General features: G+C 69.6%; 14 protein-coding genes and 2 rRNA genes (1 of these 16 cut by a window edge). 3 read left to right on the top strand and 13 right to left on the bottom strand.

Features of this window, described 5'->3' with window-relative positions:
* Window positions 1-35: 35 nt before the first annotated feature.
* Genes Actob_RS06050 through Actob_RS06035 form a run of 4 tightly spaced genes read right to left on the bottom strand, consistent with a single transcriptional unit; the run spans window position 36 to window position 5,669 of the window.
* Complete coding sequence (locus Actob_RS06050) at window positions 36-1,979, bottom strand: TIGR03960 family B12-binding radical SAM protein (protein ID WP_284919061.1); 1,944 nt, start codon at window positions 1,977-1,979, stop codon at window positions 36-38.
* 23 nt (window positions 1,980-2,002) lie between these two features.
* A complete protein-coding gene (locus tag Actob_RS06045) occupies window positions 2,003-2,347 on the bottom strand; it encodes an STAS domain-containing protein (RefSeq protein WP_284919060.1) in 345 nt (114 codons plus the stop codon).
* The gene (locus tag Actob_RS06040) at window positions 2,344-4,842 is read right to left on the bottom strand and encodes a SpoIIE family protein phosphatase (RefSeq protein WP_284919059.1); all 2,499 of its coding nucleotides are present in this window, start codon (window positions 4,840-4,842) and stop codon (window positions 2,344-2,346) included. Before Actob_RS06040 ends, Actob_RS06045 begins: the two co-directional genes overlap by 4 nt.
* Window positions 4,843-4,871: 29 nt before the next feature.
* Window positions 4,872-5,669, bottom strand: coding sequence for an alpha/beta fold hydrolase (locus Actob_RS06035; protein ID WP_284919058.1), 798 nt, complete (start codon window positions 5,667-5,669; stop codon window positions 4,872-4,874).
* A gap of 234 nt (window positions 5,670-5,903) precedes the next feature.
* Between Actob_RS06035 and Actob_RS06030 the strand changes: the two genes are divergently transcribed.
* Window positions 5,904-7,082 (top strand): hypothetical protein, encoded by a 1,179-nt coding sequence (locus Actob_RS06030; RefSeq protein WP_284919057.1) that lies wholly within the window; start codon window positions 5,904-5,906, stop codon window positions 7,080-7,082.
* Here Actob_RS06030 and Actob_RS06025 read toward each other — a convergent pair whose 3' ends face one another.
* From Actob_RS06025 to ndk, 4 genes are all read right to left on the bottom strand, one after another.
* Window positions 7,083-7,751: a lysophospholipid acyltransferase family protein gene (locus tag Actob_RS06025; RefSeq protein WP_284919056.1), complete on the bottom strand. Its 669-nt coding sequence runs from the start codon at window positions 7,749-7,751 to the stop codon at window positions 7,083-7,085.
* Between the two features lie 141 nt (window positions 7,752-7,892).
* On the bottom strand, window positions 7,893-11,000 hold the full coding sequence (gene ileS / locus Actob_RS06020) for an isoleucine--tRNA ligase (protein ID WP_284919055.1): 3,108 nt from the start codon (window positions 10,998-11,000) through the stop codon (window positions 7,893-7,895).
* A gap of 464 nt (window positions 11,001-11,464) precedes the next feature.
* The gene (locus Actob_RS06015; RefSeq protein WP_284919054.1) at window positions 11,465-12,985 is read right to left on the bottom strand and encodes an alkaline phosphatase D family protein; all 1,521 of its coding nucleotides are present in this window, start codon (window positions 12,983-12,985) and stop codon (window positions 11,465-11,467) included.
* A 102-nt stretch (window positions 12,986-13,087) separates the two neighbouring features.
* A complete protein-coding gene (gene ndk, locus Actob_RS06010; RefSeq protein WP_284919053.1) occupies window positions 13,088-13,519 on the bottom strand; it encodes a nucleoside-diphosphate kinase in 432 nt (143 codons plus the stop codon).
* Between the two features lie 148 nt (window positions 13,520-13,667).
* On the opposite strand from ndk, the gene Actob_RS06005 reads away from it, so the two are divergent.
* Entirely contained in the window at window positions 13,668-17,378 is a 3,711-nt protein-coding gene (locus Actob_RS06005; protein ID WP_284919052.1) for a VOC family protein, read from the top strand.
* A gap of 113 nt (window positions 17,379-17,491) precedes the next feature.
* On the opposite strand, the gene Actob_RS06000 is transcribed toward Actob_RS06005, so the two are convergent.
* The 3 genes from Actob_RS06000 to Actob_RS05990 are packed head-to-tail and all read right to left on the bottom strand — an operon-like array spanning window position 17,492 to window position 21,854.
* The gene (locus Actob_RS06000) at window positions 17,492-17,866 is read right to left on the bottom strand and encodes a DUF4233 domain-containing protein (RefSeq protein WP_407653570.1); all 375 of its coding nucleotides are present in this window, start codon (window positions 17,864-17,866) and stop codon (window positions 17,492-17,494) included.
* Between the two features lie 20 nt (window positions 17,867-17,886).
* Window positions 17,887-19,218, bottom strand: a complete 1,332-nt coding sequence (locus tag Actob_RS05995; RefSeq protein ID WP_284919050.1) for a bifunctional folylpolyglutamate synthase/dihydrofolate synthase — start codon at window positions 19,216-19,218, stop codon at window positions 17,887-17,889.
* Window positions 19,215-21,854, bottom strand: a complete 2,640-nt coding sequence (locus Actob_RS05990; protein WP_284919049.1) for a valine--tRNA ligase — start codon at window positions 21,852-21,854, stop codon at window positions 19,215-19,217. Before Actob_RS05990 ends, Actob_RS05995 begins: the two co-directional genes overlap by 4 nt.
* 74 nt (window positions 21,855-21,928) lie before the next feature.
* On the opposite strand from Actob_RS05990, the gene Actob_RS05985 reads away from it, so the two are divergent.
* Window positions 21,929-22,645 (top strand): hypothetical protein, encoded by a 717-nt coding sequence (locus Actob_RS05985; RefSeq protein WP_284919048.1) that lies wholly within the window; start codon window positions 21,929-21,931, stop codon window positions 22,643-22,645.
* A gap of 123 nt (window positions 22,646-22,768) precedes the next feature.
* On the opposite strand, the gene rrf is transcribed toward Actob_RS05985, so the two are convergent.
* Both rrf and Actob_RS05975 read right to left on the bottom strand, forming a co-directional pair.
* Window positions 22,769-22,885: ribosomal RNA gene (gene rrf / locus Actob_RS05980) — 5S ribosomal RNA — on the bottom strand.
* Between the two features lie 108 nt (window positions 22,886-22,993).
* A 23S ribosomal RNA gene (locus tag Actob_RS05975) occupies window positions 22,994-25,803 on the bottom strand; it runs 263 nt beyond the window's last position.

Below are 25,803 nucleotides of genomic sequence, written 5' to 3'. Positions count from 1 at the left end.
CCCACGGGCTGGTTCTTCGGGGGAATCTCGAACTCCTAAGCGGGGACCCGCAGTCCGTTCACCGGGGTCAGGGGAAGCAGCTTCTTACCGGTCGGGCCGATCTGGATCTCGGTGTCCATCGACGGGCACACGCCGCAGTCGAAGCACGGGGTCCAGCGGCAGTCGTCCTGCTCGAACTCGCTCATCGAGTCCTGCCAGTCCTGCCAGAGCCAGTCCTTGTCGAGGCCGGAGTCGAGGTGGTCCCAGGGCAGGACCTCGGCCTCCTCGCGCTCGCGGGTGGTGTACCAGTCGAGGTCGACGCCGAACGGCGCGAGAGCCTCCGCGGCGGCCTCGACCCATCGGGCGTAGGAGAAGTGCTCGGACCAGCCGTCGAACCGGCCGCCCTTCTCCCAGACCGTGCGGATGACCGCGCCGACCCGGCGGTCGCCGCGGGACAGCAGGCCCTCGATCAGCGACGGCTCGCCGTCGTGATAGCGGAAACCGATCGCCCGGCCCAGCGAACGGTCACTGTTGATCGCCTGCTTGAGCATCTTGAGGCGGCCGTCGATGACCTCGGGCGTGTCCATTTTCGCCCACTGGAACGGGGTGTGCGGTTTCGGCACGAAACCGCCGATCGACACCGTGCACCGGATGTCCTTGGTGCCGGCGGCCTCGCGGCCGGCCCGGATCACCTCGTGCGCCATCTCGGCGATCTCCAGCACGTCCTCGTCGGTCTCGCTGGGCAGGCCGCACATGAAGTACAGCTTCACCTGGCGCCAGCCGTTCGAGTACGCCGTGACCACGGTCCGGATCAGGTCCTCCTTGGTCACCATCTTGTTGATGACCTTGCGGATCCGTTCCGAGCCGCCCTCCGGCGCGAAGGTGAGGCCGGTGCGCCGCCCGTTGCGGGACAGCTCCTGGGCCAGATCGATGTTGAACGCGTCGACCCGGGTGGACGGCAGCGACAGCGAGACGTTGGTGTCCTTGTACTGCTCGGCCAGCCCGGAGCACATGTCGCCGATCTCCGAGTGGTCGGCGCTGGAGAGCGAGAGCAGGCCGACCTCGCTGTACCCGGAGAACTCCAGGCCCTCCTTGACCATCTGGCCGACGGTGGTGATCGACCGCTCCCGCACCGGGCGGGTGATCATGCCGGCCTGGCAGAACCGGCAACCCCGGGTGCAGCCCCGGAAGATCTCCACGGCGTACCGCTCGTGCACCGTCTCGGCGAGCGGGACCAGCGGCTTCTTCGGGTACGGCCAGGCGTCCAGGTCCATCGTCGTCCGCTTGGCCACCCGGAACGGGACATCCGGACGGTTCGGCACGACACGCTGGATCCGGCCGTCGGGCAGGTAGTCGACGTCGTAGAACCGCGGCACGTAGATGCTCTCGGTCCGCGCCAGGCGCAGCAGGATCTCGTCCCGCCCGCCGGGGCAGCCCTCGGCCTTCCACTCCCGGATGATCCCGGTGATCTCCAGGACGGCCTCCTCGCCGTCGCCCAGCACCGCGGCGTCGATGAAGTCGGCGATCGGCTCCGGGTTGAAGCTGGCGTGGCCACCGGCCAGCACGATCGGGTCCTCGACCGTACGGTCCTTGCTCTCCAGCGGGATCCCGGCCAGGTCGAGGGCGCTGAGCATGTTGGTGTAGCCGAGCTCGGTGGCGAACGACAGACCGAGGACGTCGAACGCCCGGACCGGACGATGCGCGTCGACGGTGAACTGGGGAACCCCGTTCTCCTTCATCAGCGCCTCGAGGTCGGGCCAGACCGAGTAGGTCCGCTCGGCCAGCACGTCCGGCTGCTCGTTGAGCACCTCGTAGAGGATCTGCACGCCCTGGTTGGGCAGGCCGACCTCATAGGCGTCGGGGTACATCAGCGCCCACCGGACGACGGTGGCGTCCCAGTCCTTGACAACGGCGCCGAGCTCGCCGCCCACGTACTGGATCGGTTTGCTGACCCGGGGCAGTAGCTGCTCGAGCTGCGGGAAGACGGAACTCACGCTCATGGGTGTCCAGCGTACGCGAGGGTCTAGCCAGCCAGTTCCGCAGCGGCATGGTCCAGATCGACGGCGAACAGATCGGTACGGAACGCGCAGAGCTGCAGCGTCATCCGGGCCGCACCGCGCTCGCCGACCACCAGCCGGATCGGTTTGCCGCGTTCGTCCAGCTCGCCGACGATCAGGTCGAGCAGCCGCACCCCGGCGCTGTCCAGGAACGAGACGGCGGTCAGGTCGATCAGCACGGCGTCGGCCGCCGTGGTGCGGGCCACTATCGCCCGGCCGATGGCGTGGGCGTTCGCCAGGTCGATCTCACCCTTCAGATGGACCGCCTCGGCGGGCCCGATCTTGGAGAACGTCACCCACTGATCCGTCATGAGAGCCCATCTCCCCGATGCCGGCGCATGGTCACCGTGGTCCCGTCAGCCCTGTCGAACAACACCTCGTCCATCGATTCCTCGATCAGCCTCAGGCCGCGCCCGCGCGAGTGGCCGGGGCCGCGCCAGCTGCCGCGGTCGAAGACCCGGACCTCCACCGCGTCCGCGGTGATCGTGGCGGACACGTCCACCACGCCGAACGGATCGTTGCGGTACCCGTGCTCGATGGCGTTCGCCACCGCCTCGGAACAGCCCAGCAGCACCGCGTTCAGACAATCCTCGTCCACGCCCTGCCCGATCATCCAGGCCCGCAGGTCGGAGCGGAGCAGCGCGATCTGCAGCGGGTCGGCGCCGAGCGAGCGCTCCAGCCGCTCCTCGACGCCCAGCGTCAGGCAGAGCAGGCAGACGTCGTCGGCGTTCTCGCGGCCCACCATGGTGTCGGCCAGGCCGGCGGTGAGGCCTTTCAGCGGGGCGCCACGCAGCCGGCTGAACGCCCGGTTGAGCACCTCGAAGCCCCTGTCGATCGGCCGGTCCCGGCGCTCCACCAGGCCGTCGGTGTAGAGCAGCAGGCGGCTGCCCGGTGACAGGCTCACCCGGTGCTCGGTGCGGCGCAGGTCGGCGGCACGCGAGCCGAGCGGGCCGGAGCGGGCCTGCAGCAGGAACTCGGCGGAGCCGGCCGGCTGGTGCAGCAGCGGCGGCAGGTGCCCGGCGCAGGCGTAGACCAGCTCGCACGCCTCCAGGTCGACCTCGGCGTAGACCACGGTGGCCATCCGCGCCGACTCGACCCGCTGGCAGAACCGGTCCAGCCCCTCCAGCAGCCGGGCCGGACCGCTCTCCTGGGTCGCCAGGGCCCGGATCGCGCTGCGCAGCTGGCCCATCGTGCTGGCCGCCTCGAGACCCCTGCCGACCACGTCGCCGACCACCACGGCCAGCCGGTTCGGGGTGATCAGGAAGGCGTCGAACCAGTCGCCGCCGACCTCCAGGTCGAGCCCGCCGGCCTGGTAGTGGGTCTCCACCGCGAACCGCGGGTCGCCGGAGGGCAGATCGGTGGCGAGCAGGCTGCGCTGCAGGGACTGGGCGATCGCGCGTTCCTGCTCGTAGAGCCGGGCGTTCTCGAGCGCCAGGCCGGCCCGGTCGGCCAGATCGGCCAGGAACGCCCGCTCCGCCTCGGCGCCGCGCCGGTCCGGCGCCATCCGCAGCGACAGGGTGCCCAGCACCCGCCCGCGCGCGGTCAGCGGCAGCACCGTGCAGTCCAGCCGGTCCCCCTCGGTGGCGAAGACCGGCGCCGCCGCGTGGGTGGCGCCGGCGATCCGTTCGGCCAGCAGCTCCTGGTCCGGCGGCGGGCCGCCGGCCTCCTCGCGCAGCCCGGCCGGGCCGACGTGCAACCGCACCGCGGCCCAGTCCGCGATGTCCGGTACCACCTGCTCGACCAGCCGGCGGCTGCGCTGCAACAGCCGGTGCTCCTCGTCCAGCGCCCGGGTGACACCGGCCAGGAAGGCCGCCCGCTCCTCGCGGCGGCGGACGTCGTCGTAGAGCCGGGCCCGGTCCAGCGCCTGGCCGGCCTGCTGGCCGAGCAGCCGGATCACCCGCAGCTCGCCGGGGCTCAGCACCCGCTCGTCGGCGAAGCTGAACGCCAGCACGCCGAGCACCACCACCCCGGCCTGGTCCTCGATCGGGCCGGTGGTCAGCGGCAGCAGCACCACGGTGCGCCGGCCGGACCGGGTCATCGTCTCGGCCAGGTCCGGGAAGTGCTCGGCCGCCTCGGCCAGGTTGTGCACCACGTGCAGGTCGCCGCGCCGGGCCACCTCGGCCACCGCGCGGCGGGACGAGCGCGGCATGTCGTCCCAGTTGCCGGTCATCGGATCGGTGGAGGACACCGCGATCAGCTGGTCGCGCTCCTGATCGACCAGGTAGATGCTGCTGCTGGTGGCCTCGAACGCCTGTTCCGGCGCCCGGACCACGGCCTCGGCCACCTCCGCCTCGGTGGGCGCGGCGGCCAGGTCGGCCACTATCCGCTGCAGGACCCGGATCCGCTTCTCCGCGGCCTCCGCGACGTTCCGGGCGGCCAGCAGCTCGTTCTCGTAGCTGCGCCGCTCGGTGGCGTTGAAGACCATGGTCCGGATCACCCGCGGCGCCCCGCCCGGGCCGCGTTCCAGCACCGAGTTGACCAGCACGGGCACCCGGGAGCCGTCCGCGCAGACCACGTCCAGGGCGATCTCGTGCACCTCGCCCTGCATCGTCAGCAACGGCGCGTAGTGGGTCTCGTGGTAGATCTGGCAACCCGGGGTGAGCAGGTCACGGAACCGCCGGTGCCCGATCAGGTCGGAACGGTGGTAGCCGGTCCAGGACAGGAACGTCTGGTTGACCCGGACGACGGTGCCGTCCGGGAGCGTCGTCAGGTAACCGCAGGGCGCGTGCTCGTACAGCTCCTCGGGATCGTCGTCCCAGGGCAATCGCAGCTCCTGTGTCACGTCCGGCCTACCGGATTCACTCACGCCAGTGCTCCGCCGATCATGCCCGCTGTCTACAACCAGGACTTGATGGCGTCAACCGTCTCCTGCGGAGCGCTCAGGTTCGGGCAGTGCCCCGTCGCGTTCAGGGCGGCGAACGTGCTGTGCGGGGTGTGCTCGTGAACGTACTCACCGACCACGGTGGGCGCGATCACGTCGTCCGAACACTGCAGGATCAGCGACGGTACGGGCATCCGCGGCAGGTCCCGCCGGTTGTCCGAGAGGAAGGTGACCCGGGCGAACTTCTTGGCGATCGCCGGGTCGGTCCGGCAGAACGAGTTGGTCAGTTCCTCGCCCAGCTCGGGGCGGTCCGGGTTACCCATGATCACCGGGGCCATCGCGCTGGACCAGCCGAGGAAGTTGCTGTCCAGCGACTCCAGCATCTGCTCGATGTCGGCCCGGCCGAACCCGCCGACGTAACCGGCCACCTCGTCGTCGATGTACCGCGGCGACGGGCCGACCATCACCACGCCGGCGAACCGCTCCGGTTCCCGGACCGCCGCCAGCAGGCCGATCATCGAGCTCACCGAGTGCCCGACGAACAGCACGTCCCGCAGGTCGTGCTCCTCGACGATCTCCAGTACGTCGGTGGCGTACCCGTCCAGGCTGGCGTACTTGGCGTCGTCGTACGCCGACAGATCGGACTTCCCGTTCCCCACGTGATCGAAGAGCACCAGCTTGTGGGTGTCGGCGAAGGCCGGCGTGACCAGCCGCCACATGTTCTGGTCGCACCCGTAGCCGTGGGCGAACAGCATCGGCTGCCCGGACTGGTTGCCGGACATCGTGACGGCGTTTCGCTGCGTGCTGCTCATGCGGTACGCGCCCTCCCCAGTGCACAGAGTGGTGGGACCGTGGTGAGAGGTATCACCCGGGTGCCGAGATGTCGGATCCGGGTAACCATACGACTCCGCAGCGTTCCGCACATCGCCCTCGTTGTCCGGCATTCGTGCGTGCTGGGTGGATTCGGGCCCGTCGTCCCGTTGGCACACCGTCCCTAACCTGGGTGAAGACGCTCGCCACCGGACGGCGGAAGGAGATCGAAAGCAATGACGGATCCGACCCGCGTGGCCGATTCCTCCGACGAGCCACCAACCAGCCACGTCCCGGACCGATGGAGCGGGGCGGCTCCGGTGCCGGCCACCGTGCCGCGCAGGTCGATGTGGGAGCGGCTGGTCGAGCGGGTGAGCGGGGAGCCGGAACCGGAGCACTGGGCCACGATGCCGGCGGTGGATCCGTGGGCCGGCCAGGACACCCCGGTCTGGACGACCGAGCAGCTCCCCCCGGTGGAGATGCCGCCGACCCGGCTGGACGCGTCGACGAGCACGCGACCCGCGGCGGTGTTGCCGGAAAAAGAGCGGAAGATCCGGGCACTGCTGAACGATATCGCGGCCAAGGCCAGGGAGAGCCCGCCGCTCAACGGAACGCTGCCGGCCGTACCGCAAGAGAGCGGCCCGCCGAAGGCAGCCGGCTGGTTCCGCCGCCCGAAAACGAGGACGCCGAAAACGAGGACGCCGGCAGCGAGGACGCCGGCAGCGAACCCGCCCGCCGCGACCCCGAACCGCGTCCCGATCCAGCCACGCCCGCCGGAGGCCGCCCGCCCCGGATGGCCACCGCGCCCGCCGGAGGGCGCCCGTCCCGGCCGGCCACCGCGTCCACGTCGGCGCGGGCGGCGCCTGCGCCGTCTGCTGCTGATCATCGCGATCCTGGCCGGCCTCTGGTTCGGCGCCCCGTTCGCCTACGACCGCTGGCCCGCCCTGGCCCAGTTCCCGGTCTCCGCCGAGCTGCCCGACCGCGTCGGCGACCTCCGGCTCCGCGCCGACCAGGCCAGTAAGCGCGCCCTCGACCGGCTGACCGACCAGCTGAGCGCCGCCGGGGCCGGTGGCGCCGCGTTCGCCGGCGTCTACGGCGACGGCAACGGCAAACGCGTCACCCTGTACGGCGTGACCGGCTGGCGGTTCACCCCGGACGCGGACGTCACCCGCCAGCTCGACCGGGTCTCCGACGAGGTCGGGCTCACCGACGTCCAGGACTACCCGCTGGACGAGTCCGGCGCCTACGAACGCTGCGGCACCGGCCGGCTGAACGGCACCTCCACCGTGGTCTGCACCTGGGCCGACCACGGCAGCATGGCCACCGTCCTGCTCACCCGGCGCTCGATCGCGGACAGCGCCGAGCTGGTCGCCCGCCTGCGCGGGGAGCTGCTCGCCCCGAAGTTCGGAGCGTGATCACTCCGCGCGCTTGGGCGCGTACCGTGACACGTACTCCTGGCCGGTGAGCTTCTGGATCTCGCCCATCACCTGGTCGGTGAGCTCGCGCAGCGAGGTCCGGTCGTCGGACCTGCCGATCGTCTCGATCGGCTTGCCGAACTTGACGGTCACCACCCCGCGCATCAGCTTGGGGGCGAGCCGGCCGATCGGCTGCACGATCTCGGTGCCGAGCATGCCGACCGGGATGATCGGGACACCGGCCGCGACGGCCAGCCGGGCCACGCCGGTGCGCCCGCGGTAGAGCCGGCCGTCCGGCGAGCGGGTGCCCTCGGGGTAGACGGCGACCAGGTCGCCGGACTTGAGCGCCGGGATGGCGGCGTCGAACGCGGTGAGCGCGGCGCGCCCGCCGGCCCGCTCGACCCGGATCGCGCCCAGGCCCTCCATCAGCTTCCGCGAGAAGAAACCCTTCACACCTTTACCGACGAAGTAGTCGGACTTGGCCCAGAACGCCAGGTGACGCGGCACCGCGGCGCCGAGGAAGAGTTCGTCGGCGACCGAGAGGTGGTTACCGGCGAAGATCGCGCCGCCGGTCTTCGGCACATGCTCGAGGCCCTCGATGCGCGGCTTCCAACCCACCATCAGCGCATTGCCGACGGTGAGCTTGCCGATCGAGTAGAGCAGCGGCAACTCATCCTCCGATAGACCATGGCAAACAAAGTTCAAGGGGTGAGGAGAGGTTATCGGACGCGGGGCCGCGATGGACTATTGATCTTGAAGCCGGCCCGGACATTCGCCGCGTCAGGCGAACATCCGGGCCAGTCGGTTATGTCACACCGCGGTGACGGCGACAGTGATCTGTTCCCCGTCGCCGACCTCGCCGGCGAACCCGGCGGTCTCGCCGAAGGTCAGCGACGTGGCCAGGGTCTCCCCCGCGACGAAGTCGCGGTGCGCCTCGACCGCCTCGCGGACCGCCGGCGACGCGGACACCACCAGCGTGATCCGGTCCGAGACGTCCAGGTCGGCGTCCCGGCGGGCCTGCTGGACCACCCGGATCACGTCCCGGGCCAGTCCCTCGGCGGCCAGTTCCGGGGTGACCTCGGCGTCCAGCACGACGACGCCGGCACCGGCCGGCAGCGGTGCGGAGTTCTCCGCGTCCGCGGCGACCAGCTTCAGCTCGTACTCGCCCTCGGCCAGGGTGATCCCGGCCGCGACCGGGGCGCCGTCGACGAGCTCCCAGTCACCGGACTTGACCGCCTTGATGACCTGCTGGACCTGCTTGCCGACGCGCGGGCCGAGCGCCCGGGGCACCACGGTGAGCACCTGCTGGCAGTACGCCGCGACGTCGTCGGTGAAGACCACGTCCTTGACGTTGACCTCGTCCTTGAGCAGATCGGCGAACCCGCTGAGCGAGCCGGCCGGCGACGCCACCGTCAGTTTGGCCAGCGGCAGCCGGACCCGGAGCGCCTTCGCCTTGCGCAGCGACAGCGCCGCCGAGGCCACGTCCCGGATCGCGTCCATCGAGGCGACCAGGTCGTGGTCGGCCGGGAACGCGTCGGCCGACGGCCAGTCGGTCAGGTGCACCGACCGCTCGCCGGTCAGGCCGCGCCAGACCTCCTCGGCGGTGAGCGGAGCCAGCGGGGCCACCACCCGGCAGAGGGTCTCCAGCACGGTGGCCAGCGTGTCGAACGCGTCGACGTCGCCCGCCCAGAAGCGGTCCCGGGAGCGGCGGACGTACCAGTTGGTCAGCGCGTCCAGATAGGTCCGCACACTTCCGGCCGCACCGGAGATGTCGTAGTCGTCCATCTGGCGCCGCACCTCGGTGACCAGCTCCCCCGTCTTGGCGAGGATGTAGCGGTCGAGCAGGTGCTCGGACGAAGTCCGGAACGTCGCCTCGTAGGACGAGGCATTGGCGTACAAGCTGAAGAAGTACCAGACGTTCCACAGCGGCAACAGCACCTGCCGCACCGAGTCCCGGATCGCCGTCTCGGTGACCGGCATGTCCCCGCCCCGCAGCACCGGGGACGACATCAGCATCCAGCGCATCGCGTCCGACCCGTAGGTGTCGAACACCCGGTACACGTCCGGATAGTTGCGCAGCGACTTCGACATCTTGCGCCCGTCCTCGCCCAGCAGGATGCCGTGGCTCAGGCAGTTCCGGAACGCCGGCCGGTCGAAGAGCGCCGTGGCCAGCACGTGCATGGTGTAGAACCAGCCGCGCGTCTGCCCGATGTACTCCACGATGAAGTCACCCGGGTAGTGGTGCTCGAACCAGTCCTTGTTCTCGAACGGGTAGTGCACCTGGGCGAACGGCATCGACCCGGACTCGAACCAGCAGTCCAGCACCTCGGGAACCCGGCGCATCGTCGACTTCCCGGTCGGGTCGTCCGGGTTCGGCCGGGTCAGCTCGTCCACGCCGGGCCGGTGCAGATCGGTCACCGCCACCCCGAAGTCCCGCGAGATCTCCTCGAAGGACCCGTAGACGTCCACCCGCGGGTACTGCGGGTCGTCCGACTTCCACACCGGGATCGGCGAGCCCCAGAACCGGTTCCGGGAGATCGACCAGTCCCGCGCGTTCGCCAGCCACTTGCCGAACGAGCCGTCCTTGATGTGCGCCGGCGTCCAGGTGATCTCCTGGTTCAGCTCGACCATCCGGTCCCGGAACCTGGTCACCGCCACGAACCAGGACGACACCGCCTTGTAGACCAGCGGGGTGTCGCAGCGCCAGCAGTGCGGGTACGAGTGCGTGTACCCGTCGTGCCGCACCACCACGCCGCGCTCCTTGAGCGTGGCGATCACCGGCTTGTTCGCGTCGAAGACCTGCACCCCCTGGAAGTCCGGGACCAGCGAGGTGAACCGGGTCTGCTCGTCCACGGTGACCACCGTCGGGATGCCGGCCGCGGTGCAGGCGTTCTGGTCGTCCTCACCGAACGCGGGCGCCATGTGCACCACGCCGGTGCCGTCCTCGGTGGTGACGAAGTCGGCGCCGAGCACCTGGAAGGCGTTCTCGCCGGCCGGCTCCCGCAGGTAGTCGAAGAGCGGGGTGTACCGGCGGCCGACGAGCTCGCTGCCCAGCACCGTGCCGACCGGCTCGTACCCCTCGAGCTCCTTGGCGTAGGCGGCCACCCGCCCGGCACCCATGATGAGCTTCTGCCCGGACTCGTCGGACAACACCGCGTACTCGATGTCGGGTCCGACGGCGAGCGCCAGGTTGGAGGGCAGGGTCCACGGCGTGGTCGTCCACACCGCGATGTCCTCACCGGTGGAGAGCCGGAACTTCACCGTCAGAGCGGGATCGGTCCGGTCCCGGTAGACGTCGTCCATCCGCGTCTCGGTGTTCGACAGCGGCGTCTCACACCGGTAGCAGTAGGCCAGGACGCGGAAACCCTCGTACACCAGGCCTTTGTCATGGAGGGTCTTGAACGCCCACATGACCGACTCCATGTAACTGGGGTCGAGGGTCTTGTAGTCGTTCGCGAAGTCCACCCAGCGGGCCTGGCGGGTGACGTACCCCTCCCAGTCCTTGGTGTAGGCGAGCACCGACGTGCGGCAGGCCTCGTTGAACTTGTCGATGCCGAGTTCGACGATCTGCGCCTTGGTGGTGATGCCGAGCTGCTTCTCCGCCTCGATCTCGGCCGGCATGCCGTGGGTGTCCCAGCCGAACCGGCGCTCCACGTGCTTGCCGCGCATCGTCTGGTAGCGCGGGACCACGTCCTTCACGTACCCGGTGAACAGGTGCCCGTAGTGCGGCAGCCCGTTCGCGAAGGGCGGCCCGTCGTAGAAGACGTACTCGTTGGCGCCGTTCTCCCCGGCCGGCCGCCGCTCGACGGACGCCTCGAAGGTCTTGTCCTCGGCCCAGTGCTTCAGGACGGCGCGCTCGACCGCCGGCAGGTCCGGCGAGGCCGGAACGCCCGACGCGTCGGTGTGCTTCGGATACATGGTGCTCCTCAAACAGTCATGACCTGACTGCGAGGACGAGCGCGTCATTTCCACGCCCGCGGTACCACCTCGCTTGGCGGGTTTGTCACCCGCCCGCTCATTCGCCGGCTGCTGCGCGTGCCGATCCGCCCGGTTCTACTACGGCGTTTCTCGCGAAAGCCGGTTCTTCCGGAGGCTCCCCGGTGATGGCCGGTTCGTCGCCTGCGTCCGCTCAACGATACCGGCCCCGGAAGGCTTCCCTCATCCGCATTCCGGTCCCCCGAAAATCAAGATCAAAAACCTGATCCGGTACGGCTGGGCGAAGTCCCGTGGCGGCCCGCGAGGTCCGCCGCCGGTCCGGACCGCCCGGCGGGCATCCGGGCCGTGTCCCGGCTACGGACCGCCGCCCATCCCGGCCGGTCCGGGCCGCTCCCCGGCACACCGGCGCGGGGTCCGGGCGCGGTGCGCCCGGACCCCGTGGCCGGTCAGGGGTGCAGCGTGGTCGACCAGAGCGAGGCGCCCTGGCGGTCCCGCAGGTGCACGGTGAGCGCTCCGGAGTGCCCGTCGATCTCCACCTCACCGAAGTGCTGATAGCCCAGCGCCGGCGAGGTGTTGGCGACCGGCGGCGCGTGCACGAAGACCGCCTCCGGCCCGAACGTCCCGTCCAGCGTGTTCGGCCCGAACGCGCCGGCGTGCGCCGGCCCGGACACGAACTCCCAGAACGGCGCGAAGTCCTGCACCGCGGCCCGCTTCGGGTCGTAGTGGTGCGCCGCGGTGTAGTGCACGTCGGCGGTCAGGAACACGATGCCCGTCACGCCGTGCCGGTGCGCCGCCCGCAGCACCTCGGCGAACTCCAGTTCCCGGCCCCGCGGCACGCCGTTGTCGCCCTGCGCCACACCCTCCTGGCCGGCCGGGGAGTCCGGCACGATCAGGCCGAGCGGCAGGTCGTTGGCGATGATCTTCCAGGTCGCCCGGCTGTGCCGCAGGCCGTCGATCAGCCACTGCCGCTGCTCCCGCCCGAGCAGCCCGCGCTTCGGGTCGGCGTAGGTGTCGTCGGTGTTCGGGTCCTTGAACGTGCGCATGTCCAGCACGAAGATGTCGAGCAGCGGCCCGTACGAGATCTTCCGGTGGACCGGCCCGCTGCGCGACGGGACGGGCACCCACTCGTGGTAGGCCCGGTGCGCCCGGGCGGCCAGCACGTCCACCCGCTTCTCGGTGTACCGGGCGTCCTCCAGGATCTCCCCGGGGTACCAGTTGTTCAGCACCTCGTGGTCGTCCCACTGGTTGATCTGCGGGACCGCCGCCGTGAACCGCTTGTACGCGTCGTCGAGCAGGTTGTAGGCGTACTGCCCGCGGTACTCGTCGAGGGTCTCGGCGACCTTGAGCTTCGCGTCGGTGAGCCGGTTGCGCCAGATCCGGCCGTCCGGCAGCGTGACGGTCTCCGCCAGCGGGCCGTCGGCGTACACCGTGTCGCCGCTGTGCAGGAGGAAGTCCGGCTCGCGCAGCCGCGCCGAGTCGAACAACTCGAGCCCGCCGAAGGCCGGGTCGATGCCCCAGCCCTGCCCCACCACGTCCCCGGTCCAGACGAACCTGATGTCGCCACGCCGGGTCGGCGCGGTACGGAAGGTGCCGTCCACCGGCTGGCTGAACAGTCCCGGCCGCTCCAGGCTCTCCACCCGGGCCCGGTAGTAGACCTTCTCGCCGGCCGGCAGCCCGCGCAGCCGCACCTTGCCGGTGAGGTCGGTGTCCGGGGTGACGAGCGGGCCACGGACCACTCGCGAGCCACGGAAGTCGGGGCGGCGGCTGGCCTGCACCCAGAGCCGGCCGGGCCGGTCCGCCCGGGTCCAGACCACCGCCGAGTCGGCGGTGGCGTCACCGCTCTGCACGCCGTGGGTGAGCACCGGCCGGCTGCCGGCGCTGGAGAACGCCGGAGCCTCGACGAGGGCGCCGGCCACGCCACCGGCCACCCCGGCTCGCAGCAGGTTGCGTCGTGAGATCGAAGTCATGCCCTGATGCCTATCGATCCCAGTTGACCCCGAGGTGGACGGGTCCTGAACATCGGGCCGGTCCGCCGCTGCCAATGATCAGCGGCGGACAGCCCGCTCAGCTCAGAGCTTGGGGAACCAGAGCGCCAGCTCGCGCTTGGCGCTGTCCGGCGAGTCCGAGGCGTGCACCAGGTTCTCCCGGTTGGACAGGGCCAGGTCACCACGGATGGTGCCGGCCGCCGCCTTGCGCCCGTCGGTCGCGCCGATCATGGCGCGGATCACCTCGATCGCCTGGTCCCCGGAGAGCACCACGGCGGCGAGCGGGCCGCTGGTCATGAAGCCCTTCAGCGGCGGGTAGAACGCCTTGTCCACATGCTCGGCGTAGTGCTGGTCGGCCAGCTCGGCGTCCATCGTGCGCAACTCCAGCGCCTCGATGACCAGCCCCTTACGCTCGAAACGCGACAGAATCTCGCCGAGCAGACCGCGGCGTACCGCGTCAGGCTTGATGAGCACGAGCGAACGCTCGGTACTGGCTGGTGCGGTGTTGCTGGACACGTGGTTCCTCCGGGAAGACGACAGGCCGACACGCCTGAGGTTCAGCCTATCGGTACCTCCGACACGGCGAGCGACGATGTCGGTACTACCGCACTTTCGCTCAGTGACCGGCGGGCCATAACCTGACGGGAACAACGGGAGGTCCACAGTGGCGAACCAGACCGGCCGGCCCATCGCCCCGGCACGCAAGTTGGTGGCGGCGGTCATGGGCACGCTCGCGGTCTTTGTGATCGTTTTCGGGCTCGGCATGTCGAGCTGGCCAGTAGCGATCTTCGGCCTCGTCGTGCTCGCGATCGCCATCGCGCTCGCCATGGTGAGCAACGTGCGCCGCGGCGGCCGGGCCACCGTGGCCGGCACCGCCGAGATCGTCGACATCACCCCGCCACCGGTGGCCGGCGCCTACGGCCGCGCCGAGATCAGGGCCATCGTGGTGGCCCCCGGCCTGGGCACGTTCGACAAGGTGATCCGGGACGGCCGGGTGCCGGTCGCGAAATGGCCGGCGATCAACACGACAGTGCCGATCACCGTCGACGTCGACGACACCCGCCGCGTCCGGGTCAACTGGAAGGAGGCGGCGGACGTCGGCCCGGCCGGCGACCCGCCCCCGCCGGTCCAGCCCGACCTGGGCGACGACCTCGAGGAGGAGGCTGACGACGACGTGCTCGGCGCGGTCGCCCCCGGTCCGTGGGAGAGCCGCGAGGACACCGACTTCAGCCCGCTCGAGGAGCCGGCGTTCGCCGAGGACCACGTCACCACCCCGGTAGTGGTCCGCGACACCCCGCACGGCAAGGTCGTCGAGGGCCAGCTGGTCGGCGGCGAGGACCAGGCCACCACCCTCCCCCGCCGCGCCGCCGCGGGCCGGGGCGCCACCGGCCCGGCGTCCACCGCCTCCCCCGCGACCTCGGCACCCACCTCCCCGGCGCCCGCTTCCTTCGCGGATTCCTCCGCCGCGCCCACCTCGCCGCCGCCCGCTTCCACCCCCACCTCACCGGCGCCCGCCTCGGCAGCACCCTCGTCTTCCGCGGCCGCCTCCTCCGCGCCCACCTCCCCTGCCCCGGCCTCGCCGCCGCCCTCTTTCTCGGCGGCCACACCTTCGTCCGCTGCCACCGGGTCGCGGGCGCCGGCGGCGGGGGGCCCCGCCGCTGACCTCGCCGACCAGGCCGGGGCCATCGCCAAGGAGCGCGGCCCCGGCACCGCCACCAACCGGCCCGGCTCGGGCGCCTCCTCCGAGACCTGGCCCTCGGCCAGCTACCCACCGCCGCCCGGCCCGTCCACACCCAGCTCGGCGGCCGGCGGAGCGGACTCCTACGACTTCCCGCCGCCACCGGCCCCTTCGGCCACCACCGCCATCGAGGACTTCCCGCCTCCCCCGCCCCCGGGGGCCGGCGACTACTCGGCCGGCTTCGACTACCCGCCTCCCCCGGGACCCGGCAGCACCGGCTACGCCACCTCGACACCAACCGGTTCGGACTTCCCGCCACCGCCGAGGGCCGCCGCCGACTACTCCCGCCCGGCCCCTTCCGAAACCGCCGGCTACCAGCCCTCGTCCGGCACCGGCCCGACAGCCGCCTACGCCACCGCCGGGGCCGCTGCCGCGACCGCCGGCGCCGCGGCTGCCACCGCGGGCACCGGTTCGCCCTCCCGCCCGGCCGCCCCCACCGCCGACACGGTCACACCAGCTCCCCGCACGGCCGCCGACCCGGCCACACGCACCGCTGCGGCCTCCACCGGCACCACCACATCAGCCGCACACACCACTGCGGCCCCCGCCGGCACCACCACATCGGCCGCACACACCACTGCGGCCTCCACCGGCACCACCACGTCCGCCGCACGCACCGCCGGCTCCCGGCCACCCGGCTCCCGCCCCAGCCCGAAGCGACGCACCACCGCGACAACGGCAACGGTCGAGCCGGAAGCCACCACGCCGGTCTCCGCACCACCGGTGACCGAGACTCCGGCGGGCTACGGCCGCCCGCCCACCCAGCGAACCCCTGCCGACGACCACGACAGCGACCCGCTGATCGACATCCCCCTCGACGACCCGGCCCCCGCAAAGCCCGCCGTCGCGGTGACCACCCCGGAAGCCCCCACCCCGGAGCCTGCCTCCACCCACTCCGGCCGCACCCGCTTCGTCACCCAGCCCAGCGAGTCCACCCAGCCCAGCGAGTCCACCCAGCCCGCCGGGACCGCCCAGCCCAGCCAGGTCGCCCAGCCCACCGAGACCGCCCAGCCCAACCAGGCCACCCAGCCCACTGACACTGCCCAGACCACGCAGCCCACGCAGCCCACCCAGGCCGCCCAGCCCAGCCAGGTCGCCCAGCCCACCGAGACCGCCCAGCCCGCCACCGCCGGCGGCCGTGCGTCGGTAGCGCCTGAGCAGAGCGACACCGAGTACCGGCCGGCCGCGCCCATGCAACGCACTTCCGCCGACCAGGGCGACGCCGACTACCCGACGATCGCGTTCCCCACCAGCGCGTACCCGGCAGCTGACACCGGCGACCCGCATCCCGATCCGGACGAGCCCACCCCGGCCACCGGCGGCCCCGAGGTGCCGGCGGCGTCCGCCGCGGCCGGCCCCATCCCGATGCCGGCCGCCCGGCCGGAGCCCACCTCGACCACCCACCGAGCCGAGCCGCGTCCGGAACCCACCAGTTCCGCGGCCCCGACCCCGGTCGCGCCACCTCCTGCCGCGCCGGCCCCGGACCGGCCGCTCCCCACCGCACCCGCGCCGACCACCGGGCGCCCAGCGGGCCCCACACCGCCTGCGGACGACATCGACATCCCGCTCGACGACAGCCCGATCACCCCGCCCGAGTCGACCTCGGCCGCCGCCCCGGCCGTAGCCGCCGGCATCGTCGCTCCTCCCGCCGAGGAGATCCCGCCCACCGACCCGCCGAACGCCGAACCCTCGACCGAGAAACCGCCGACAGCCGAACCCCCGGCTGCGGAACGCCCGGCCGAGGAGCCCCCCGTGGCGGAACCCGTGGCCGGCCAGCGATCGACCGACGTGCCACAGGCCAGCAAAACGTCGGCCGCCGACATGCCACCGGCCGGAAACAAGCCAGCCGCCGCCTCCCCGGCCGGCCCGGCGCCGACCGGCACCGCGCCAGCTGCCGCGTTTCCCGCCGGCGAGGCGCCGGCCGACAGCGCACCAGCCGCCGCGTTCCCCGCCGGCCAGGCGCCGACCGACAGCGCGCCGCCCGCCGCTTCCCCGGCCGGCGAGCCATCGGCCGACAACACACCGACCGCCGTACTCCCGGCCGACAACACACCGACCGCCGCATCCACGGCCGGCGAGCCGGTGGCGGACGACGCTCCTACGGATCCGCGGACCGCTCAACCGACGCCGGGTCAGCCGGCCCCGAGGCCCACCGGCAGCCCATGGGGCGACTTCTCCGGTCGTCCGGAGCCCGACGAACAAGCCGCCGAGGTGATCACCGCCTACCCGAGTGCCCGGCCCGGCCCGGCCGGCGCCATCCACGGCGTGGGCATCACCATCCTGGTCACCGAGCTCGCCCGGTCGATCGTCTTCTACCGCGACACGCTCGGCTTCTTCGAGATCGACTCGGGTGACGGTTCCTCGGTGCTGGCGTCCGGCGACACCCGGGTGGTACTGCGCGCCGTACCCAATCTCTCGACGGAAGCCGGCCGGCAGATCTACCTCAACCTGGAGGTCGGCGACATCGAGGCGGTGCACGACGAGCTGAAGGCCAAGGGCGTCAAGTTCGTCCACTCCCCCCGCCCGGTCAACCGCGGCGACAAGCTGGAACTCTGGTCCGCCACCTTCCGCGACCCGGACAACCACAACATCGCCATCACCCAGTGGCGAGCCGTCCGCCCGGACCCGGAAGCCTGAAACGACTGAGGGGAGCCACGTCGGTGGCTCCCCCTCAGTCACGCCTCACCCATCCAGCCCGGCCCGGCAACCCACGCACCACAGGCGCACGCCGCTCGACCGCCGCCCCGGCGTCAGCCGAGGATCGACCGCCGCACGTACGTCGCGTAGGCCCAGGCCAGCCCGAAGATCACGCCGAGCGCGGTGAGCGACCAGTGCACCACCAGCCCGCTCGCCAGCAACGCCACCTGCAACGCCGTCCCGGCGCCCCAGCCCCACCGCCGCCGCATGCATCCGGCGAGCAGCGCGGCCAGCACCGCCAGCCCGATCACCAGCCCGATCTGCCAGCCGCTCAGGTCGACCCCGAGGATGCGGATCGGCTGGATCGCCAGGAGCAGCACGATCGCCTCGAGGGCCAGTGTTCCGGCGCCGAGACCGCGTACGGCGGCTTCTGGATTCTTCAGTCCGGAACGCCGCGGCGCGGCACCCGCCTCACCCTCAGCGGGCATCGCGCCCTCCTCCGGACCGGTCATCGCTTCAGCAGTTTCCGCGCGTCGGCGACGGTCACCACCGAGCCGGTGATCAGCACCCCGACGCCGCTCATCTCGCCGGACGCGTCCTCCTCGGCGAGCACCACGGCCTCCTCGATGGCGTCCGGCATGGTTTCCGCGACACTCACCCGGTCCTCGCCGAACACGTTGGCCGCCAGCTGCGCGAGCTCGGTCACCGGCATCGACCGCGGCGAGCTGTTCTGCGTCACCACGATCCGGGCGGCCACCGGCTCGAGCAGGTCGAGCAGCCCTGTCACGTCCTTGTCGCCGAGCACCGCGAGCACCACGACCAGGTGCCGGAAGCTGAACTCCTCCTCCAGCGCGGTCACCGTGGCGGCCATCCCGTGCGGGTTGTGCGCGCCGTCCAGCAGGATGGCCGGTGCGCTGCGCACCCGTTCCAGCCGGCCCGGCGAGTCGACCTGGGCGAACCCCTCGCGGATCAGGTCGATGTCGATCTGCTTGTTCGGCCCGGCGCCGAGGAACGCCTCGACAGCGGCGAGCGCGAGCGCGGCGTTCTGCGCCTGGTGCGCCCCGAACAGCGGCAGGAAGATCTCCTCGTAGACGCCGCCGAGCCCCTGCAGGACCAGCACCTGGCCGCCGACGGCCTGAGTCCGCTGAACCACCCCGAACTCGCTGCCCTCCCGGGCCAGGGTGGCGCCCATCTGGGCGCAGCGCTCCAGGATCGGCCGCATGGCCTCCTCGTCCTGCACCGCGGTGATCACGGTGGCGCCCTTGTGGATGATCCCGGCCTTGGCCCAGGCGATGTCCTCGATGGTGTCGCCGAGCCACTCGGTGTGGTCGAGCCCGATCGGGGTCAGCACGCAGACGCCCGCCTCGATGACGTTGGTCGCGTCCTCCTCACCGCCCAGCCCGACCTCGACCACCGCGATGTCCACCGGGGCGTCCGCGAACGCCGCATAGGCCATCGCCGTGGTCATGTCGAAGTAGGTGAGCGGTTCGGTGTTGCGCGCGTCGATCAGCTCGGCCAGCGGCGCGATCTCCTGATAGGTGGTGACCAGCCGCTCCTCCGAGACCGGCTCCCCGTCCAGGCTGATGCGCTCCCGCACGGTTTCCAGGTGTGGACTCGTGTATCGCCCGGTGTGCAGGCCACACGCCCGCAGCAGCGCGTCGATCATGCGGGCCGTGCTGGTCTTGCCGTTGGTCCCGGTCAGGTGGATCGCCGGGTACGCCCGCTGCGGGCTGCCCAGCACGTCCATCAGGTCCCGGATCTTCTGCATGTCGAAGACCATGCGGGTGAAACCGCGCTCGTTGAGCGCGGCCTCCACCTCGGTGTACTCAGCTGAACTCATGCTGCCGGCAACGCCTCGAGCGCGGCGGCGATCCGGACCAGGTCCGCCTCAGCGGCGGCCAGCCGGTCCTTGATCTTGGCGACCACGGCCTCCGGCGCCTTGCCGACGAACGCCTCGTTGCCCAGCTTGGCCCGGCACTGCGCGGCCTCCTTCTCGGCGGCGGCGCGGTCCTTCTCCAGCCGGGCCCGCTCGGCGGCCACGTCGATCGCCCCGCGGGTGTCCAGGTCGACGGTGATCCCACCGGTCACCGCCAGGGTGGCGGTAGCGGTGAAGCCGGCGGCCGGCGCGTCCAGCCGGGCCAGCGAACGAATCAGCGGCTCGTGCGTGTCGATACCGACGTTCCCCAGGCCGGTCAGCGCGGCGGAGACCCGCTGGCTCGGCTTGAGCCCCTGGTCGGAACGGAACCGCCGGACCTCGGTGACCACCTTCTGCAGGGCGGCCAGCTCCTCCTCGGCGGCGTCGTCGACCAACGCGTGGTCGACGGCGGGCCAGGCCGCGGTCATCACCGTCTCGCCGCCGGTGAGCGCGATCCACAGCTCCTCGGTGACGAACGGGATGACCGGGTGCAGCAGGCGCAGCAGCTGGTCGAGGACGTGCCCGAGCACCCGCCGGCTGCGGGCCGCCTCGGCGGTGTCCTGGGCCAGCACCGGCTTGCTGAGCTCGACGTACCAGTCGCAGACGTCGTCCCACGCGAAGTGGTACAGCGTGTCGCAGACCTTGGCGTACTCGTACGAGTCGAACTGCTCGTTGACCTCGGCCACGGTGTGCTGCAGGCGGGACAGGATCCACTTGTCGATGGCGCTGAGCTCGCTCGCCGCGGGCAGGTCGCCCTCGACCGTCGCGCCGTTCATCAGCGCGAACCGGGTGGCGTTCCACAGCTTGTTGCAGAAGTTGCGGGAGCCCTGGCACCACTCCTCGCTGATCGGCACGTCGGAGCCGGGGTTGGCGCCGCGGGCCAGCGTGAAGCGGGTGGCGTCGGCGCCGTACCGGTTGATCCAGTCCAGCGGGTCGACCACGTTGCCGAACGACTTCGACATCTTCTTGCCGAACTGGTCACGCACCATGCCGTGCAGGTTGACCACGTCGAACGGCTGCTTGCCGTCCATCGCGTAGAGCCCGAACATCATCATCCGGGCCACCCAGAAGAACAGGATGTCGTAGCCGGTGACCAGCACGCTGGTCGGGTAGAACTTCTCCAGCTCGGCGGTCTGCTCCGGCCAGCCCAGCGTGGAGAACGGCCACAGGCCGGAGGAGAACCAGGTGTCCAGGACGTCCTCGTCCTGGCGCCAGCCCTCGCCGGTCGGCGGCTCCTCGTCCGGCCCGACGCAGACGACCTCGTCGTTCGGCCCGTACCACACCGGGATGCGGTGGCCCCACCACAGCTGGCGGGAGATGCACCAGTCGTGCATGTTGTCGACCCAGGCGAAGTACCGCTTCGACAGCTCGGCCGGCTCGATCTTCACCCGGCCGTCGCGGACCGCGTCGCCGGCCGCCTTGGCCAGCGGGCCGGTGTTGACGAACCACTGCAGCGACAGCCGCGGCTCGACAGTGGTCTTGCACCGGGAGCAGTGCCCCACCGAGTGCTCGTACGGCCGCTTCTCGGCGACGATCCGGCCCTGCTCACGCAGCGCGGCGACCACCGCCGGCCGGGCCTCGTAACGGTCCAGTCCCTCGAACGGCCCGGGCACCGTGATCACCGCGCGCTCGTCCATCACGGTGATGCTGGGCAGCTGGTGCCGCTGGCCGATCTCGAAGTCGTTCGGGTCGTGCGCCGGGGTCACCTTGACCGCGCCGGTGCCGAACGCCGGGTCGACGTGCTCGTCGGCCACGATCGGGATCCGCCGGCCGGTCAGCGGGAGCTCGACCTCGGTGCCGACCAGGTGCTTGTACCGCTCGTCGTCGGGGTGCACGGCCACCGCGGTGTCACCGAGCATCGTCTCGGCGCGGGTGGTGGCGACGACGATCGAGTCGGCACCCTCGCCGTACCGGATCGAGACCAGCTCGCCCTCGTCGTTGGTGTGCTCCACCTCGATGTCGCTGAGCGCGGTGAGGCAGCGCGGACACCAGTTGATGATCCGGTTGGCCCGGTAGATCAGGTCGTCGTCGTACAGCCGCTTGAAGATCGTCTGGACGGCCCGGGAGAGCCCCTCGTCCATGGTGAAGCGCTCACGGGACCAGTCGACGGAGTCGCCCAGCCGGCGCATCTGGCCGAGGATCGCGCCGCCGGACTCGGCCTTCCACTCCCACACCTTGGCCACGAACGCCTCGCGGCCCAGGTCGTGCCGGGAGAGCTGCTGCTCGGCGAGCTTGCGCTCCACCACGTTCTGCGTGGCGATGCCGGCGTGGTCCATGCCGGGCAGCCAGAGCACCTCGTAGCCCTGCATGCGCTTGAGGCGGACCAGGGTGTCCTGGATGGTGTGGTCGAGCGCGTGCCCGACGTGCAGCGAGCCCGTCACGTTCGGCGGCGGGATGACGATGGTGAACGGCGGCTTGTCGCTTTTCGGGTCGGCGGTGAAACGGCCCTCCGATACCCACCGCTCGTACCGCGACTGCTCTACGTCGCCCGGCTGGTACTGAGCGGATAGGCCACCGGTGGGCCGGCTGTCGCGAGTGCGGGTATCGGTTGCATCGGTCACCCGGCAAGTCTACGGATTCCCCGGCGGTCCCCGGCATTCGCACTGCCACCTGTGGATAACGGTAGGCTCGCGGGATGTCGGACCGCGGCCCCCAGAATCCCCCGCCTGCCGCCCCTGTCCCCGGCCTCGAGCCGGAGCCGGCGGCTGCCGAGCCGATCGAGATCCAGGACGCGCCGTTCAACCTCCTCGGTGACGACATCCCCGAGGAGTCGGAGGCCGCCCCGCCCGGTCCGCGCCGCAAGCGGACCCGCACCGTCGTGCTCGCCTCGCTGCTGGCCGTCGGCCTGGCCGGCGCCGCCGCCCTGGCGACGTTCTACTGGCAGATCCACTCCCAGCGCGACACCACACTGACCCTGCCCGCGAAGATCGGCGACCTCACCCTCGACAGCGGCCAGAACGCCCAGGACACCGCGGACTACTTGCGGACCGCCCTCTCCGCCGAGGTGGATCTCGACGAGACCGTCGGCGCCGTCTACACCGCCGCGCCGGAAAGGAACGTCCTGTTCTTCGGCGGCACCACCCTGTTCTGGTCGCCCGACAAAGACCTGGACACGTCGTTCGGCCTGATCTCGGACGAGCAGGGCGCGGTCACCGGCCTGCACGAGGTGGATGCCGGCCCCCTGGGCGGCACCATGAAATGCGGCACCACCAAAACCGAGACCGGCGATCTCTCCGTCTGTGGCTGGGCCGACCACGGAAGCCTGGCCCTGGCGATGTTCCCGAACCGCCCCGAATCCGAAGCCGCCCCGCTGATGCGCCAAATGCGAAACGCCATTCAAACCCGCAATTGACGTACGCCCATCAGCTCCCGAAACAAAAACACCCCACCCGTTCCCCGGGCGGGGTGTTTCCTTTCTCCAGGTACAAAAAGAAAAGGCCCACCCCATGACGGGGTGGGCCTTTTCTTACGTTGAGTCCGGCGGCGTCCTACTCTCCCACACCCTCCCGAGTGCAGTACCATCGGCGCTGGAGGGCTTAGCTACCGGGTTCGGAATGTAACCGGGCGTTTCCCCTCCGCTATGACCACCGAAACAGCCATCAGCAGAACCAACCAGCAACCTGTCATACCGTCACCGGCATATCAGGGTGGTTGTTCGTTTGCTGTGAATCACACAGTGGACGCAAGCAGAAAATTTAGGGTGGTTAAGCCCTCGGCCTATTAGTACCGGTCAACTCAACACGTTACCGTGCTTACATCTCCGGCCTATCAACCCAATAGTCTCTTGGGGGCCTTACCCACTCAAGGTGGTGGGATACCTCATCTCGAAGCGAGCTTCCCGCTTAGATGCTTTCAGCGGTTATCCCTTCCGAACGTAGCCAACCAGCCATGCTCCTGGCGGAACAACTGGCACACCAGAGGTTCGTCCGTCCCGGTCCTCTCGTACTAGGGACAGCCCTTCTCAAGTATCCAACGCGCACGGCGGATAGGGACCGAACTGTCTCACGACGTTCTAAACCCAGCTCGCGTACCGCTTTAATGGGCGAACAGCCCAACCCTTGGGACCTGCTACAGCCCCAGGATGCGACGAGCCGACATCGAGGTGCCAAACCATCCCGTCGATATGGACTCTTGGGGAAGATCAGCCTGTTATCCCCGGGGTACCTTTTATCCGTTGAGCGACACCGCTTCCACACGCAAGTGCCGGATCACTAGTCCCGACTTTCGTCCCTGCTCGACCCGTCAGTCTCACAGTCAAGCTCCCTTGTGCACTTACACTCAACACCTGATTGCCAACCAGGCTGAGGGAACCTTTGGGCGCCTCCGTTACCCTTTAGGAGGCAACCGCCCCAGTTAAACTACCCACCAGACACTGTCCCTCGACCCGATCAGGGCCGCAAGTTAGATACCCAAACCCAACAGAGTGGTATTTCAACAACGCCTCCACCCGAACTGGCGTCCGAGCTTCACCGGCTCCCACCTATCCTACACAATCGAATTCAGATACCAATGTCAAGCTATAGTAAAGGTCCCGGGGTCTTTCCGTCCTGCCGCGCGTAACGAGCATCTTTACTCGTACTGCAATTTCGCCGGGCCTGTGGTTGAGACAGTGGGGAAGTCGTTACGCCATTCGTGCAGGTCGGAACTTACCCGACAAGGAATTTCGCTACCTTAGGATGGTTATAGTTACCACCGCCGTTTACTGGCGCTTAAGTTCTCCGCTTCGCCCCGAAGAGCTAACAGGTCCCCTTAACGTTCCAGCACCGGGCAGGCGTCAGTCCATATACATCGTCTTACGACTTGGCATGGACCTGTGTTTTTAGTAAACAGTCGCTTCCCCCTGCTCTCTGCGGCCATACCACGCTCCACCCGCAAGGGGCTTCACGCGTCCGGCCCCCCTTCTCCCTAAGTTACGGGGGCAATTTGCCGAGTTCCTTAACCACAGTTCACCCGTCGCCTCGGTATTCTCTACCTGACCACCTGTGTCGGTTTAGGGTACGGGCCGCTCGAAACATCGCTAGAGGCTTTTCTCGGCAGCATAGGATCAATGACTTCACCAGAACGGCTCGGCATCACGTCTCAGCCTATAGCCATGCGGATTTGCCTACATGACGGCCTACACGCTTACCCCGGCACAACCACCGGCCGGGATCATCTACCTTCCTGCGTCACCCCATCACTAAACTACTACCACCCAAGGTCCCAGACTCCACAGTCTTGGTCCGAAGACCGCCACTGCTTTGCGTGGTTAGTACAGATGGGTTCGTCTTGGGCGTTTCTTTGCGGGTACGGGAATATCAACCCGTTATCCATCGACTACGCCTCTCGGCCTCGCCTTAGGCCCCGACTCACCCAGGGCGGATTAGCCTGGCCCTGGAACCCTTGGTCATCCGGCGGAAGGGGTTCTCACCCTTCATTCGCTACTCATGCCTGCATTCTCACTCGTACAGCGTCCACGGCTGGATCACTCCGCCGCTTCACCCGCTGCACGACGCTCCCCTACCCATCCACACAAAGTGTGAATGCCACAGCTTCGGCGGTGTGCTTGAGCCCCGCTACATTGTCGGCGCGGAACCACTTGACCAGTGAGCTATTACGCACTCTTTAAAGGGTGGCTGCTTCTAAGCCAACCTCCTGGTTGTCCATGCGATCCCACATCCTTTTCCACTTAGCACACGCTTAGGGGCCTTAGCTGGCGATCTGGGCTGTTTCCCTCTCGACTACGAAGCTTATCCCCCGCAGTCTCACTGCCGCGCTCTCACTTACCGGCATTCGGAGTTTGGCTGATTTCAGTAAGCTTGTGGGCCCCCTAGACCATCCAGTGCTCTACCTCCGGCAAGAAACACACGACGCTGCACCTAAATGCATTTCGGGGAGAACCAGCTATCACGGAGTTTGATTGGCCTTTCACCCCTAACCACAGGTCATCCCCCAACTTTTCAACGTTGGTGGGTTCGGTCCTCCACGCAGTCTTACCCACGCTTCAACCTGCCCATGGCTAGATCACCCCGCTTCGGGTCTAGAACATGCGACTAAAAACGCCCTATTCAGACTCGCTTTCGCTACGGCTACCCCACACGGGTTAACCTCGCCACATGCCACTAACTCGCAGGCTCATTCTTCAAAAGGCACGCCATCACCCCGAAAGGCTCTGACGGATTGTAGGCGAACGGTTTCAGGTACTATTTCACTCCCCTCCCGGGGTACTTTTCACCATTCCCTCACGGTACTTGTCCGCTATCGGTCACCAGGAAGTATTCAGCCTTACCAGGTGGTCCTGGCAAATTCACAGCAGATTCTAGGAGTCCGCTGCTACTCGGGAACACTGCAAAGAGGCTTGGAATTTTCGTCTACCGGGCTCTCACCGTCTACGGCTGGCTTTCCCACACCATTCGACTAACACCAAACTTTGTAACTCTTCGAGGCCATGTCAGTAACCTCAAGCAGGTCCCACGACCCCCCACGTGCAACCCCTGACAGGTATCACACACGCAAGGTTTAGGCTAGATC

Source organism: Actinoplanes oblitus, from assembly GCF_030252345.1.
Taxonomy (GTDB): domain Bacteria; phylum Actinomycetota; class Actinomycetes; order Mycobacteriales; family Micromonosporaceae; genus Actinoplanes; species Actinoplanes oblitus.
Note: the sequence above shows the minus strand (reverse complement) of the source record. Positions and strands in the feature narration are given on the sequence as shown.